The following is an 18211-nucleotide window of genomic DNA, read 5'->3' as shown; positions in this document are numbered from 1 at the left end:
ATGAGTCATAAAAAATTAGGGATAATATCTGGTATGGGTACTAAAGCAGGATTGCTTTTTATCAATAAACTTACCCAAAATATACAAGCGTTAAAAGATCAAGATTTTCCAGAATTTATAGTTCATAACAATAGCCAAGTGCCAGATAGAACTTTAGCAATTGTTTATGGTCAAGAGTCGCCTAATAATCAACTTTTAAGGTCTTTGGATATAATGAGAAAGTGTAATGTTGATTATATCGTCTCCACCTGTATCACTTCATATTTTTTTTTAAATCAATTAGAAAATGAATTGAGACAGAATATTTTAAATCCAATCGATTTGGTAGCTGATACTATAATGAATGATTATATAGGTGTTCAAAGAGTTGGCTTGTTGGCAACCACGGGGACTATAAAATCAAGACTATTTCATAATAGGTTTGAGAATTTGCCTTTTGAGCTGATCACTTTGGACGATATTGATCAGGAAGAAAAATTTATGAAATCAGTCTATATGCAAGGAGGATTGAAATCTGCACAAATATCTCAAGAAGCTTATGCTCTTTTTCAAGAAGCTGTTAATAGATTAAAACATAAAAATATTGATTTAATAATAGGTGGTTGTACGGAGGTTCAGATTGGTTATAGTAAAACAGAGGAAACGATTCCTTACCTGGATGCAGTAGATGTTTTAGTGGATACAGTAATAAATAAATTGAATTTAAAAAGTAGAGTACTACGTAAAAAAATGGTTTACCATGGATAAAAAAGTAATACATAACGTTTTTGAGAAAGTTGTTTCAGAAAAAGGTAATGCTACTGCAATAGAATACGATAATAAAACAATTAGCTATGACGGTTTAAACTCCTATGCAAATAGAGTTGCAAATCTATTGAATTTGCGTCTGGTTCAAAAGGAAGATGTTGTAGCAACTCTTTTTAATAATGATCTAATACAAATTTTTTCCTTGTTAGGTATTTTTAAATCTGGAGGTATTTATATTCCATTAGATAAAAATTACAAAATAAACCATTGGTCAGTATTATACAATAAAATTAAACCAAAAACAGCTATAGTTTCTCCCTCAGAGTTATCTGTTATCGAACACTATAATACGTTATATGACTATACAATTCCAGAAGTTATCGTACTAGATATAAATTCTAATGGCGAATTAAATTATGTTGTTTATCGATATTATAATGATGCATATATAGAAGAATTTTTCGAAGCAGATCTTTTAGAAACGAATGTAAATGTAACAGTATCAGGTGATGACTCAAGTTATATATATTTTACTTCAGGTTCAAGTGGGAAACCCAAAGCTGTTTTAGGAAACCATAAAAGCTTAAGCCATTTTATTCATTGGGAATCTAAGGAGTTAGGTGTTACTGATAAAGAAAAAGTTAGTCAGTTAATATCATTAGCTTTTGATGCCTCTCTAAGAGATATTTTCTTGCCATTGATAAATGGAGCTATACTTTGTTTAGTTCCTAAAGACATAAAGCAAGAACCAACAAAATTATCCGATTGGATAAAGTCAAAAGAGATTACTTTATTACATACGGTACCTACAATGTTTAGGCTATTATCTTCATCAAGTTGTATTGAAAGAGGCGTACGATGTAATAAGTATCCTAAACTTAGAAATTTATTGTTAGCAGGAGAAAAATTATATAATAGAGATATTATAAATTGGAGAGAAGTGTATGGAAACAATACAACGATCATTAACTTGTATGGAACTACAGAAGCAACGTTGGTTAAATCATTTTACAGGGTAGAGAAAGATCTTAAAGGTGCTTCTTCGGATGTGTTATGTGTGGGAAAACCAATATCAAACACTGTTTTACTGATTTTAAATTCTGATAACGAGTTATGCCGAATTAATGAAGTTGGAGAAATTTATATAAAAACACCTTTTTTATCAAAAGGTTATTTAGGAGACGAAGAGCAAACAAAGGAGAAATTTATTCAAAACCCATTAAATAATGACACAGATATTATTTATAAAACTGGTGATTACGGAAAATATGATTCAGATCGTAATATAATTGTACAGGGAAGAAAAGATGGTATTGTAAAATTAAACGGTGTACGCAGTGATCTTAATTCGATAGAAAGTACGATTTTGAATTTGCCGCAAATTAATATGGTAAAATGCATGCTTGATGAAGAAACTAATTCAGATTCACGCCTTGCTTGTTTTTATACGGCTAAATTAGATATTGATTGCAAGGAAGAAATTAGAACACATTGTTTAAAATATTTATCTCTTTACGAAATACCATCAATCTTTATTCATCTAGAATCTTTTCCTATTAACGCTAATGGGAAAATAGATTCAATAGCATTAAAAGAAAACTTAAAAAATATAACGATAAATGAGAATTATCAGAGCGCGACTAACGAAAAAGAAAAAGAGCTAATTAGAATCTGGGAAGAGGTTCTTGCTATAAAAAAGATTGGTAAGAAAGATAATTTTTTGTTTTTAGGAGGTAATAGTATAAAGTTAATACGTTTGAAATCAAGGATTAATAAGGTTTTTGATGTGTCCTTAAGTATACAGGATCTCTTTACACATTGCGTGTTAGAATCTCAGGCAGAATTGATAATCTCATCAACCAAAGCTACGTACAAAGAAATAAAAAAAGTAACTGAATCAGAAAGCTACCCGATATCAGACTCTCAAAGGAGATTATGGATATTAAGCCAATTTGAAGATACTTCTAAAGCTTATAACATGCCATATTCGTTATCGTTAAAAGGAAACTATAATGTTGATCATTTTAAGAAGGCTGTAAGTGCTACTATAGAAAGGCATGAGATACTTAGAACAATATTTAAGGAAGATACCTCGGGAGAAGTAAAACAATGGATATTAGATTCGAAAGAGTTAGATTTTCAAATAGATTATAAAGATCTAAGGGAAGAAGAAGATGCCTTGTTAACTGCAAAAAAATATATTAGTAAAGATTCTTATCAGGCATTTGATTTGTCTGAAGGACCTTTACTAAGAGCAAGTTTACTTAGGGTTTCTAATGAGCTTTATATATTTTATTTTAATATGCATCATATCATCAGTGATGGTTGGTCTATTGGACAATTGATTAAAGATGTAATGCACTGTTATAAGGCTTATGAAAAAGATATTCAACCAAATCTAGATGAATTAAAAATTCAGTATAAAGATTATGCAAACTGGCAACAATTACAACTAAATACAGATCAATTAAAAAAGCATAAAGAATATTGGATAGAGAATTTATCGGGAGATTTACCACAACTAAACTTGCCTGGACAAAAATTAAGACCTAGGATTAAAACGCATAATGGTCGAAGATTATCAACTTTTTTATCTACTAATATTACCACAGAGTTAAAAGAATATTGTCTTCAGCAGGAAGGTAGCTTGTTTATTGGGCTATTAGCTGTCTGGAATGTACTCTGCTACAAGTATACTTCACAAAAAGAAACTATAGTTGGCGTACCTATTGCTGGGAGAGATCATAAAGATTTAGAGAATCAGATTGGTTTCTATGTTAATTCCTTGGCATTGCGTAATAAGATGGATGCTCAAGAAAGTTTTACTGCATTTTTTAAAAAAGTAAAAGAAAATACACTTGCCGCATATGATCATCAACTATATCCTTTTGATAGACTTATTGAAGATCTTAATATAAAAAGAGATACCAGTCGTAGCCCAATTTTTGATTCCATGTTGGTATTGCATAATGTAGAAGATAATTATGAAATACCCTTAGATAAGGAATACTCTCGTAATGATATTACTGATGAGGGAGCCGTAGCGTCAAAACTGGATATTAATATTCATTTTCAGGAAATTGGAAATGCATTAAGTTTTACTATAAATTATAATACAGATTTGTATGATAAGAAATCCATAGAAAACTTAATAAATCATTACAAAGAACTATTAAATAGTATTCTAAGCGATCCTGAGCTAACAATAGAAGAATTAGGTTACCTGAAACAAGAAGAAATTAATGAAATATTAAATAATTTTAATTCGACCAAAGTAGCATATCCAAATGAAAAGACTATTATAGATGTTTTTGAAGAACAGGTAAAAATAGCTCCAAATAAAACAGCTTGTGTTTATGGAAAAGAAAAGCTTTCATATACAGAACTTAACGAGTTGTCGAACAAAATAGCTTCTTATTTATCTCTTGAGAAAAAGATTAAACCAGAAGATGTTGTTGCAATAGAATTAGATAGGGGAGACTTTACATTAGCTATAATGTTAGGAGTGTTAAAATGTGGTGGGACGTATTTATTATTAGATCCTGAATTACCTAAAGATAGAATTCAATTTATTATAGAGGATAGTTCTTGTAAGACCTTCTTACAGGTGGATGAGGTAGTAAAATCAATTAATCAATCGAATGTATATAATCATAATGCTCCACAAATAAATTATTCATCGTCTAATTTGGCATATTTGATTTATACCTCTGGCACTACAGGTAAGCCAAAAGGTGTTAAGATCCAACATAAGTCTATTGTTAATTACATCAATTGGTTCAAGAATGCGAATCAAATAACTTCTAACGATAGTAGTATTGTTACATCAAGTATGGCTTTTGATTTAATCTATACAAGTGTTTTTGGATGTATTTTAAATGGAGGCGCTATTCATTTTTTGGATAAATTAGTTATTAAAAATCCTGTTGAAGTTTCTAGATATATTGAAGAAAATAAGATTACATTCTTAAAAATCACACCTACTTATTTAAACGTTTTATTAAATCAGGTTGATACTTCAAATCTTATTAATAGTAAAGATTTGAGGTTGATTCTGACTGGGGGGGAGAGTCAAAATCTAACTGATGTTCAGAAAATTATATCCGAGACTAATATAAAATTGATAAATCATTATGGACCATCAGAAGGGACAATCGGCGTATGTACTTTTGAAATAACAAAAGATAATCTTCAACGCTTTATGAAGAATCCGGTAATTGGGCACCCTATTTTTAATAATAAAATATTCATATTAGGAAAGAATCTTCAATTACAACCTGTAGGCGTTATAGGAGAGATTTGTATTGGTGGTGAAGGCTTAGCGAAAGGATATTTGAACAGGACAGAGTTAACCAAAGAAAAGTTTATTCAAAACCCGTTTCAGAAAGAAGAATACATATATAAAACAGGAGATTTAGGTCGATGGTTATCTAACGGAACTATTGAATTTTTAGGAAGAAAAGATGACCAAGTAAAGATTAGAGGATATAGAGTAGAACTTAATGAAATCGAATCTCAATTACAATCTAAGGAAGATGTAGTTGAGGCAGTTACTAAAATTACGACAGACGTATTCGGACAAAAGGAAGTAACTGCATATGTGGTCTCACAGAAGAAACTAAGCACTAAATATTTACGAAATTATCTGTTAGATAAACTACCAGAATATATGATGCCTAGTCATTTTGTACAATTAGATAGTATACCTCAGACTAAAAATGGGAAAGTAGATAAAGAATCTTTGCCAGACCCCAAACATATAGAAATTTTACATCAAGAAGAATATATAAAACCCACCAATAAAATAGAAGAAAGAGTACATCTGTTTTGGCAAGAAGTATTAGCTACGGAGAGAATAAGTATAAAAGATAACTTTTTTGACCTAGGAGGAAATAGCATCAAAGCCATTAAAATATTATATAAAATTAATAAAGAATTTAAGGTAAATATCAATGTCATTAGTTTATTCAATTATCCAACTATAGAATATTTAGCTTCTCAAATAAAAATCACTACAAAGCAAAAAGCAATTCAAAATACTAATAAGCAGTTAAAAGAGATAGAATTATGATCAAGTTTTTGGAAAAAATTTCGGAAGAAAACATTTTACTAGATGTAGTTGACGGACGATTAAAACTCTTTTCAGATAATGAAGAAATAGACCTAAAACTGTTGGAAGAAATTAAAGATAGAAAAGAAGAAATTTTATCTTATTTACAAGAATATGGGAGTTTTCAATCTCAAAATAAGGAATACAAAAAGATTCCTAATATTGAGGCAAGTGAAGATTATGTAATGTCTGATGCTCAAAAACGATTATGGACATTGAGCCAGATAGAAGATAGTTCTATAGCCTATAATATGCCTTCTTGCGTAAAATTGACTAAGGATTATAATATTGAAAATTTCAAGAAAGCTATTTCGACAGTTATAAAAAGACATGAAATCTTACGAACCGTTTTCAAAGAAAATCAACCTGGAGAAATAAGACAATGGGTATTGCCATATGAAAAACTTGATTTTGATGTAGATTATCAGGATTTCAGAAAAGAATCTAACAAAGAAGTTTTAGTTAAAAATTATGTTGATAAAGATTCATACACGTCTTTTGATTTAGAAACAGGTCCTCTGTTAAGAGCAGCAATTCTGCATACTGCTGATAAAGAATATATCTTTTACTATAATATGCATCACATTATAAGTGACGGTTGGTCTAGAGAAATATTAATTAAAGATGCTTTAGAGTATTATCAGGCTTTTGAGAAAGGAATAGTACCTGAATTATCAGAATTAAAAATTCAATATAAAGATTATGCAGCTTGGCAATTAGGAGAATCAGAGAATCAAAACTATAAAGATGATGAATCATATTGGCTGAATAAATTGTCAGGAGAGTTACCTTCGTTAGAGTTGCCAAGTCAGAAAAAACGCCCTAAATTCAAAACATACAAGGGACATAGATTAGAAACCAGTTTATCATCAGAAGTTACTAGTAAACTAAAGGATTTTTCGCAAAAAAATGGAGGCACCTTATTTATTAATTTACTCGCTACTTGGAATTTGCTACTTTATAAATACACATCGTTACAAGACATTGTAATAGGTACTCCTGTTGCAGGAAGAGAGCATGCGGATCTTGAAAATCAAATAGGGTTTTATGTAAACACTTTAGCATTGAGAAACAATATTGATGCGAACGATAACTTTATAGAGTTCTATGAAAAAATAAAAGAATCTACCCTGCAATCTTTTAGTCATCAGACGTATCCCTTTGACAAATTAGTTGATAAACTAGATCTCACTATTGATCCAAGCAGAAATCCCTTATTTGATGTGATGTTAATATTACAGAATACCGGTAAGGTAATGGATATAATTGATAATGAAAATCAGATTATAGATTCATATAAAGATCTTGGACCCGGAATATCAAAATTTGATATCGAGATTAACTTTAAGGAAGTTGGAGACTATCTGTCGTTTTATGTTAATTACAATACTGATATATATGAGTATTCGATGATAAAAAACTTAATACAACATTACAAAAATCTAATAGGTAGTATTTTAGAAGGTCCAGAACAGAAAATAGGTGATATTGATTACCTTTTAGAGCAAGACAGATATAAACTCTTAGAGGAATTTAATGACACAAAAAAATCATACCCGGACTATAGTACTATAATTGATTTATATAAAGTTGAAGTAGAAAAACAACCTAATAAAATTGCCCTCATTTTTGAAGAAAAAGAGTTCACATATAAACAATTAGATGAGTTATCGAATCAATTTGCAAATTATCTATTAAAAAATCATTCTATAGAAATTGAAGATTTAATAGGCGTTAAATTAGATCGAAGTGAGTGGTTGATAATTTCACTATTAGCAATTTTAAAGACAGGAGGAGCATATGTTCCAATAGATCCAAAATATCCCCAACAAAGAATAGATCATATAGAAAAGGATAGCAACTGTAAGTTTACAATAGATGAAAATACAGTAAAATCCTTTAAGAAAGAAGCACGTCACTCTGATACAAGTTGCCCAAAAGTAAAAGTTACATCAAAAAATTTAGCGTATGTAATGTATACATCGGGATCAACAGGAAACCCAAAAGGAGTAATGATAGAACAAAAAAATGTAATTAGATTGGTGAAATCATCTAATTATTATCGTTTCTCTAGTAAAGATACATTGTTAGCAACAGGTTCATTTTCATTCGATGCTACTACTTTCGAATATTGGGGTACACTATTAAATGGATCTCGATTAATATTATGTTCGAACGATACCCTACTAGATAATGAACTTTTGGCATATGAGATAGAGAAAAGAGATGTAAATGTAATGTGGTTCACAGCAGGTTGGTTAAATCAACTAGTAGAGTCTAACCTTGACATATTTAGAAATTTAAAAACTATAATATCTGGTGGTGATAAATTATCTTCTATACATATACATAAGTTACGAGAAACTTATAAAAATCTTGAAATAATCAATGGTTATGGTCCCACAGAAAATACAACTTTTTCTATAACATATAATATAGGGAAAGTGTCAGAAAATATTCCTATCGGACAACCAATTAGTAATAGTAAAGTTTATATACTGGATACTAATAATTCTTTAATTCCTGTTGGAGTTAAAGGAGAGATTTGTTTAGGAGGTGATGGTTTGGCAAGAGGATACTTGAATTCACCACAATTAACAGAAGAAAAATTTATATCGAATCCATTTATTAAAGGAGATATAATATACAAAACAGGAGATCTAGGACGATGGTTACCTGATGGAACTGTAGAGTTTATTGGAAGAAAAGATGATCAGGTCAAGATTAGAGGTTATAGAATAGAATTAGGAGAGATAGCATATCAATTATTAACCAAAGAAGATGTCAAAGAATCAATCGTTTTGGCAAAAGAAACAAATTCAGGAAGTAAAGAGCTGGTGGCTTATTTAGTTTCAGAAGAAATATTAGATATTTCTAGCTTAAGGGAGTATTTGTCAAAAAGGCTTCCTACCTATATGATTCCTGCTCATTTTATTCAATTAGAAAAACTTCCGTTGACTACTAATGGTAAAGTAGCTAAAAAATTACTTCCCAATCCAGATGAAGTAGAATTTTTAGGTGGAGTTGAATATGTACCTCCATCAAATGAAAGAGAAAAAGAGTTAATCAAGATATGGAAAGATGTATTGAATAATGAGAATATCGGAATGAATGATGACTTCTTTGAGTTAGGGGGGCATAGTTTAAAGGCAACTAGATTAATTAATGAATATCATAAATCCTTTGGGATAAAACTTGGTTTAAAAGATTTGTATAATAGTTCTACAGTTCATTCTCATACTATATTATTAGAAACATCTAATGAGAATGATAGTTATAAAGATATAGGAATAGTAGAAACTTTAAAATCATACCCTTTATCTGATGCTCAAAAACGCCTATGGATATTAAGTCAATTTCCAGAAGGTTCATCAGCATATAACATTTCTTTTCAAACAGAATTACGAGGAGATTACAATGTAGAAAGTTTAGAAAAGGCGTTAAATGATACTATAGATAGACACGAAATATTGAGAACAATATTTCAAGAAGATGAATCTGGAGAAATAAGACAATGGATTTTAACAAAAGAAACACTTGGTTTTAAAATTAAGTATATGGATGTTAGAAGTCGAGAAGATAAACAACAAAGTGTTAATAATTATATTTCAGAAGAATCTTACAGACCATATGATTTAGAAAAAGGACCTCTTTTAAGGGCTAGTTTAATTAGAATGGCTGATGAGAGTTTTATTTTTCATTTTAATATGCATCATATTATTAGTGATGGATGGTCGATGAATATATTAGCTAATGATGTACTTAAATACTATGAAGCTAATAAAAATGGAGTTGAGGTGGATTTAGCAAAACTAAGAATCCAATATAAGGATTATGCTTTTTGGCAAATAGACCAAACGAATAATGAAAAATTTAAGAACGATAAAAATTATTGGTTAGAGATATTATCCGGTCAATTACCTATACTAGATTTACCAGGCCAAAACGCTCGTCCTAAATCCAAAAAATATCTTGGATATAAACTTGCAACTTATATTTCTTCAGAAAGCACCGCACAGTTAAAAGACTTTTGTAATGAAAATTCTGGAAGTTTATTTATGGGGGTCCTAACCGTTTGGAATATTTTGTTTCATAAATATACACAAGGTCAGGATTTTATAATTGGAACACCTGTTGCGGGTAGAGATCATCTCGATTTAAAAAATCAAATTGGATGTTATATAAATACTTTAGTGGTAAGAAATCAAATAGATCCAGACGAAAGTTTTATAGATACTTTTAAAAGAGTCAAAAAGTTAATGCTCAAAAATTACGATCATCAGTCATATCCTTTTGATAGATTAATAAATGACATGAAATTGGTGAGAGATCCGCTTAGAAATCCATTATTTGATGTGATGTTATCTTTTCATAATATTATTGAAGACAACAAGGATGTAGCAATAGAATACAATGAGGGTGAAATTATAGATCAAGGAGAAGCGAAATCAAAATTAGATATGATCATGAATTTTATGGAAAGAGGGGAACATATTTACTTTAATATAAATTATGATAGTGATTTATATGAAAAACCATTAATTAAAAAAATGATGCGAGACTATAAAATTCTTCTAAAACAATTAATAAACAAGCCAAGTAAAAAAATTAAGGATGTTGATTATCAAATGGAATCAATTCGAAATTCTAGGAAAAAAAATCTTCAAAAATTAAAGAGTTATTAAAATATCACTAAAACATCACTAAAATGAAAAACACATTAGAAAAATTCAGAAATATAAAAGTAAAGAAAATAAGCGATGGCGAAGAGGTTAGAAATTCATTTTTGAACAATATAGACCAATTTCCTCTTGTTGTAGAACCAGTTAATTCGGGTTTTAATTTAGAAAATTGGATAATTGACAATAAAAACTTATTTACTTCTAATTTAAAAAAATACGGAGCAATTTTATTAAGAGGGTTTAACGTTAATAGTGTAGAGAAATTTCAAAATTTGATGAGTAAATTTCCAAATGAACTTTTAGAATATAAAATGAGATCATCTCCTCGTTTTGAGATCGATAATAATGTTTATGTATCTACAACCTACCCAAATGATCAAATAATAAACATGCATAGTGAAAGCTCATACGCTCCTAATCACCCTAAAAGAATTGTGTTTTGTTGTGTGCAACCAGCGATAAAAAAAGGAGAAACACCAATAGCAGATAATAGAAAGATAGTAACTTTTCTAAGCGAGAGTTTAAAAAATAAATTTTTAGAAAAAGGAGTGCTTTATAGAAGAAATCTTAACGGATTATTGGGTTTATCTTGGCAAGAAGTTTTTCAAACTAAGGATAGAAAAGTAGTTGAGGACGAATGTAAGAAATCAGGAATGCTATTTGATTGGCAAGATGAGGACACGCTAATTCTTAAATGGACTAAAAAAGCAATATGGGAACACCCAGAAACAAAAGAAATGGTGTGGTTTAATCATAGTTTGTTTTTTAATAAACACATGCTGAATGATGATATCCTTAAATCTGTTGAATCTGATAATGATTTACCAAATAATACATTTTTCGGAGACGGTACTGAAATATCAAAAGAAGAAATTTCTGAAATAAAACATGCTTATGAAAAATCCACAATACAATTTCCTTGGCAAAAAGGAGATGTTTTATTTTTGGATAACATGCTAATGTCACACGGAAGAAACTCTTACGAAGGAGATCGAAAAATTATTGTATCAATATCATAAACAAGTCTTTATATTTTCTTTTTTAATAGTATTTTATACAGTTTTTATAAAGAAATACAAATAAAACAGTTTGATCAAAGAAAATCGTTTCATAGCAAGTAACAGGATCAATTATTTTAATGATCAAGTATTACAGGTAAAACTCATTAGTTTGAAAATACAATTTGCTAGAGTTTCTTATGGTTCCAATTTCGGTAGCATTCCAAAAAAATAATTTGCATCACCAATTTCATAAACTTACTTAAAATATCTTCTGGTAAGTATTACGTCTATCGAAATTCTATAGTCAATTTATTGCTTTTTTTCAATATACATACAACTAACTGTATGTATGAATACTCACGCTTTAAATAATAATTCAAGTTTCAAAAATACGTTATGAATTCAAATACTTTAACAAATATTGATGGTTATGAATTTTCCATTAATCAGAAAAATTTATGGAAAATTCAAGAGGATAACTCTAATGTTTTGTACAATCAGATAGAATTGCGAATGTATAAGGATGTTCCATTAGATCAATTGTTGCCCGCGATTGAATCAGTAGTGCAAAGACATCAAGTACTTTCATCAAAAATTTACTCTAATAAGAATTACAATTACCCTGTTCAATTTTCTTCTGAAGAATCAGAAATTGATTACAAAAAAATTGATAGTTGTTCAGAAAATCTTGAAGATGATATTAATAGTCAACTTAGTAAACCTTATAGTCCATACTTAAACTCACCAATTAGATTCTGTTTTGTTACAGAGAATGAGAATATAAAGTCTGTTTATATTAGATTATATGCATTGTGGGGAGATGTATATAGCATTTCGTTTTTCTGTCAAGAGCTTTCTTTGGCACTTTTGGATCGTGAAAAATATAAAGAAGAAATAGAGAAAATTGATTATGTGAATTATGCTGCTTGGCAAAATGAATTAATTAATAACCCAGAGCCTGACGCAACAATTTTTTGGGACACTTATGATCCTCAAATAGAAAATCGATTGGAACCTTTTTCAGGTGAACGAAAATCTCTATTTAATCCTATAAAGAAGAACATTCATGTTATAGAAAAAGAAAAGTATGTAGAACTTTTTCAGTTAAGTAAAGATGAAAATTGTGATGTTAGTGATATTCTATTTTCTCAATTAGTTGAATACCTATCCTTATTTGAAAAAAATGAGTTAACTATTGGTTACATTCCTTTTAAGAGAAACTATGAAGAGTTAAATCATACACTAGGGGTTATAAATAAAGCAATACCCGTTAAAATAGATACTTCACAAAAGATAAATGATTTTACAAGAATAGAGCAGGTTCGATCACAGGTTGAAAACGTACAAAACTGGTCAGATTATTTTTCTTTAGATAGAGAAAATAGTTCTAATCGATCCAAAGACAAGAACTTTAACTACTGTTTTCAATTTATAGAGGATTTCAGTTCTCAGGAGACAGAAGGTGTATTTAAGGTGAGTGATATATATTCTGTGAATGATCTGTTTAAACTTAAAGTATGTTGTGTTGATTATGGAGATAAAATTGCTGTAGAATTATACTATGATCAAGAACAGTTTGGAGAGAAAGAAATAAATCTTATTGAGAAACAGTTACTATCCTTTTTTAAATTAGAACCGAATAATAAAAGTTTAGAGTTATGCCAATTTGAGAAAGCAATTATTGAAGAATCAAATAACACTAAAAAAGAGTTTGAAACAAACAAATCAATTATCAAGCTTTTTGAAGATCAGGTAATAGAGAACCCTGATAGCATTGCTTTAATCGATGAAGGTAATGAGATTTCTTATTTAGAACTTAGTAGAAGAGCCAATCAACTTTCAAATTATTTAATTAATCAATGTAATATTAAAAAAGGAGATTCTGTTGCTATTTTACAAGGGCGTTCAAGTTGGTTTGTAGTTAGTATACTTGGGGTTTTAAAAGCTGGAGCATATTATGTGCCTATTGATCAAGAATATCCAGAAGAAAGAATACAATTTATTTTAAGAGATAGTAAAGCAAAAACTTTAATTAGTGATTCCGACTTGCTTAACATCTATGATTTTTCTAACGTAGAGATAGTAGTACCATCAGATAAGAAGATTTATGAATCATCGACAGATGATTGTAAGGTAAGAATTGCACCAGACGATATCGCCTACTGTATTTATACTTCAGGATCAACAGGTAACCCAAAAGGATGTTTGATTAGTCAAAATAACCTTATGAATTACATTCAATGGGCAAATGATTACTACTTCCATAATCTAAATATTGGAAATTGGGGATTAATAACCTCGGTCTCTTTTGACCTTACAGTAACTTCATTATTCACAAGCTTGACAAGAGGAAAAAAGATATGGATTGGAAGTGAAAAATTAGATATATCCGAATTATTAAAAGAGAGTTTTATTAATCCAGATATTGATATTCTGAAGTTAACTCCTGCTCATATTTCTTTAGTGGGGCAATTAAATATAGAAGAGACAAATATTAAAATAGTAATCTGTGGTGGAGAACAGCTATCTAAGGAACAAATAGCCACCTTAATATCCTTGAATAAGGATATAAAAATATATAACGAATATGGACCTACTGAGGCTACAGTAGGATGTATAACTAAAGAAATCCATAATGAAGAGGGAAAAATTCTAATAGGAAAACCTATCTCGAATGTAAAAATCAATTTAATTGATTATGAAAATAGACCCTGTAAAATAGGTGTTATAGGAGAAATCGTAATAGAAGGAGATAGTGTTGCTGTAGGTTATCTTAATCGACCAGAATTAACAAAAGAGAAGTTTGTTAAAAACCTTCTCGGAAAGACAGGAAACTTATATAAAACTGGTGATTTGGCTAGATGGTTACCTGATGGGAACATAGAGTATATTGGCAGGAAAGATGATCAGGTAAAAATCAGAGGGCATAGAATAGAATTAGGAGAAATAGAAAAACAATTACTTACTAAAAATGACATTAATCAAGCACTGGTTTTAGTCACTTTAAATGAAAACTCTGAAAAAGAGCTTGTGGCGTATGTTCTGGGAGATAATGATTTTAAGGCAGTAGAATTAAGAAGTTATCTGGTTGGAAAATTACCAGAATATATGTTGCCTACATATTTTATTCAGATGGATACATTGCCGTTAACAGTTAATGGAAAGGTAGATAAGGAATATTTGATCGGTCTTAAAAATAAAGAAATTGCTACCGGTATCGAATATGTAGAACCAAGAAATCAAGTAGAGCAAAATTTAGCTTTAATTTGGGAAGAAGTTTTACAAAAGAACAAAATTGGAGCAAAAGATGATTTTTTCCTCTTAGGTGGGCATAGTCTAAAAGCAACACAGTTGATTAACGAATATCATAAGACATTTGATGTTAAATTGACTCTTAAGGAATTGTTCGATAATTTAACTTTAGAATCTCATGCAAATTTAATTTCCAATTCAAATAAATCTAACTTTATAAGTATTGAGAAAGTAGAAGTTTCGGAAAGCTATCCAGTATCTGATGCGCAAAGAAGACTATGGGTTCTAAGTCAATCACGAGAAGGTTCAATAGCTTACAATATGCCATCTTATATAGAACTTAAAGGAAGATATGATATAGAAAATTTCAGAAAAGCTATTAATGCTACTATAGATAGACATGAGATTCTCAGAACAATTTTTAGAGAAGAGACATCCGGTGAAGTTAGACAATGGGTAGTTGCTAAAGAAGATATCTGTTTTACAATGGGATATCAGGATCTAAGAGATTCTAAAAACAAAGAAGAAACTGCGCAGGCTTATATTGATAATGACTCTTTTGTGCCATTTTCATTAGATAATGGTCCGTTACTAAGAGCGACTTTGATTCATCTTTCTGAAGATCATTATGTGTTTTACTTTAATATGCATCATATTATTAGTGACGCTTGGTCAAATAAGGTGTTGTTTAATGATGTTCTTTATTATTATGAGTGCTATGAGGAAATGAGTGTTCCTAGCTTACCAGAACTTAGTATTCAATATAAAGATTATTCATTTTGGCAGTTAAATCAAATTGAAAATAGCGAATATCAGTTTCATAAAGAATATTGGTTAGATAATTTGTCAGGAGAGCTACCGGTTTTAAATCTTCCAACAGAGAAAAAACGTCCAAAAGTTAAAACATTCAATGGTGATAAGCTTCAAACGACCATCTCAGAAAAGGAAACACAGCGATTGAAAAACTTTTGTCAAGAACAAGGAGGTAGTCTTTTTATAGGTTTATTGTCATGCTGGAATACTATGTTTTATCATTATACTTCCGATAAGGATATAATTTTAGGAACTCCAATAGCTGGCAGAAATCATAAAAGCCTTGAAGATCAAATAGGTTTTTATATTAATACACTTGCATTACGAAACAAAATAAATCCAGATAATAGTTTTCGAGAACTATTTAATGATGTTAAAGAAAATACATTATCAGCGTATAGACATCAATCTTATCCTTTTGATCGTTTGGTAGATGATTTAGAATTGAAGAGAGATATAAGTAGAAGTCCCTTATTTGATGTGATGCTAATTCTTCAAAATGCGGGAGAAAAAAAGGAGCATATCCAAGCTGACAAAAATTATATTGAAGATATTGTTCATACTAAATCAACGCTATCAAAATTTGATCTGGAAATTAATTTTCAGGAGGTTGGAGATTCTCTTTCTTTTGGAATAAAGTATAATACGGATATCTATGATCAGCAATTCATAAAAAACCTGATAAATCATTTCAGAAAACTAGTATCAATAATATTAGATAATGTTGATCAAAAGATAGGGTTGATTGATTATTTATCGGAGAAAGATAAATATCAATTGCTCCATGATTTTAACAATTCTATAGAAGAGTATCCAAAGGATAAGACAATAACAGAACTTTTTGCAGAGCAAGTTGATGAGAGTCCTAATAAAATAGCTCTTGTATTTGAAAAAAAGGAGTACACATATAGAGAATTAGATGATCTATCAAATCAATTGGCAAATCACCTTCTAAAAGATTATGCTATTCAACATGGAGAATTTGTTGGAATTAAATTAGAAAGAAGTGAATGGTGGATTATTGCAGAGTTAGCAGTGCTAAAATCTGGAGGATGTTATGTTCCTTTGGATCCTAGCTATCCAGAGGATAGGATAAGTTATATGGAAGAAGATTGCTCATGTAAACTTACAATTGATGATTACTTATTAGAATCATTTAAAAGTGAGATAATAAACTATTCTAAAGATTTGCCGAAAAATAAGACACTATCTACAGATTTAGCGTATGTGATGTATACTTCAGGTTCTACGGGTAAGCCAAAAGGAGTTATGATAGAGCAACGTAGCATAATTCGTTTAGTTAAGTCTACTAACTACTACAATATTACTGAAAAAGATACTTTGTTAGCAACTGGGGCTTGTTCATTTGATGCTACTACTTTTGAATTCTGGGGTCCTTTATTAAATGGAGCCAAATTAATTTTATGCTCTAATGCAGTATTACTAGATACAAATAAACTATCGGGAGAGATACAAAGAAATGATGTGAATGTAATGTGGTTCACATCTGGGTGGTTTAATCAACTAGTTGAATTAGAGATTAAAATATTTGAAACTTTGACAACAATATTAGTTGGAGGAGATAAATTATCTCCAACTCATATTCAAAAATTAAAAAGCGAGTATGATAATGTAGAAATTATAAATGCTTATGGACCTACAGAAAATACTACTTTTTCATTAACCCATAGTATTAAAGAAATATCTCAGGATATTTCTATTGGTAGACCAATAAATAATAGCCAAGCGTATATTTTAAGTGAATATAATTTGTTGAAGCCTATTGGAGTTGTTGGTGAGATTTGTCTTAGTGGTGATGGTTTAGCCAGAGGGTATCTTAATAATGAAAAAGCTACATCTGAAAAATTTATAAAAAATAAATTTAATGAAAATCAACGATTATACCAGACCGGAGATCTAGGTAAGTGGTTGCCAAATGGTGAAATTCAGTTTGTAGGCAGAAAAGATGACCAAATCAAGATTCGTGGTTATCGTATAGAATTGGGAGAAATAGAATACCATCTATTAGCTAACAAACGTATTAATGATGCGATTGTATTATTGAAAACAGATGGTTCTGGAAATAAAGAATTAGTCGCTTATGTAACTACAAAGGAAGAAATCAAACCTGTTGATTTGAAAAAATATCTTCTAAAGAAAATTCCAGATCACATGGTTCCATCAATGTATATGATTTTAGAAGATTTTCCTTTAACTGCAAATGGAAAAGTAAATAAAAACTTGCTTCCAGATCCAATTGATGGAGTTTTTGCCATTGATTCTAATTATATGGCACCAAGAAATGAAAAGGAAAAACAATTAGTAGCAATCTGGGAAGAAGTACTGGAAAGAAAAAATATAGGGATCGAAGATGATTTCTTCGCATTAGGAGGTCACAGTTTAAAAGCAGCACGAGTAATCACAAAAGTTAGAGAAGAATTTGATGTTCGCGTCGATATGACAACCCTATTTCACGATTCAACAATTATAGCCTTATCAGATGAAATAGAAAATCAATCATGGCAAAAAACAAGTATTAACACAAGTAGAATTGTATCTAAAGCAGTCATTTAATTCTAATACTTTTTATTTAAAAATATATCAAA

5 protein-coding genes are annotated in these 18211 nt (G+C 29.8%); all 5 read left to right on the top strand.

The window, feature by feature from the left end:
* Positions 1-747 carry an aspartate/glutamate racemase family protein gene (locus tag D1815_RS12465; RefSeq protein ID WP_027392681.1) on the top strand — a complete coding sequence of 249 codons (747 nt, stop codon included), beginning with the start codon at positions 1-3 and terminating at the stop codon, positions 745-747.
* Positions 740-5818 (top strand): non-ribosomal peptide synthetase, encoded by a 5079-nt coding sequence (locus D1815_RS12460; protein ID WP_118387309.1) that lies wholly within the window; start codon positions 740-742, stop codon positions 5816-5818. The genes D1815_RS12465 and D1815_RS12460 overlap by 8 nt, the downstream gene beginning before the upstream one ends.
* Positions 5815-10542: a non-ribosomal peptide synthetase gene (locus D1815_RS12455; protein ID WP_027392679.1), complete on the top strand. Its 4728-nt coding sequence runs from the start codon at positions 5815-5817 to the stop codon at positions 10540-10542. Before D1815_RS12460 ends, D1815_RS12455 begins: the two co-directional genes overlap by 4 nt.
* A gap of 23 nt (positions 10543-10565) precedes the next feature.
* Positions 10566-11558: a TauD/TfdA family dioxygenase gene (locus D1815_RS12450; RefSeq protein ID WP_027392678.1), complete on the top strand. Its 993-nt coding sequence runs from the start codon at positions 10566-10568 to the stop codon at positions 11556-11558.
* Positions 11559-11936: 378 nt separating this feature from the next.
* Positions 11937-18179, top strand: a complete 6243-nt coding sequence (locus tag D1815_RS12445; protein WP_118387307.1) for a non-ribosomal peptide synthetase — start codon at positions 11937-11939, stop codon at positions 18177-18179.
* Positions 18180-18211 lie beyond the last annotated feature (32 nt).

The sequence above is a fragment of the Aquimarina sp. AD1 genome (assembly GCF_003443695.1).
In the GTDB taxonomy this organism is placed as follows: Bacteria; Bacteroidota; Bacteroidia; order Flavobacteriales; family Flavobacteriaceae; genus Aquimarina; species Aquimarina latercula.
The sequence above is the reverse complement of the archived record's forward strand: the minus strand, read 5'-3'. Positions and strand labels throughout refer to the sequence as shown.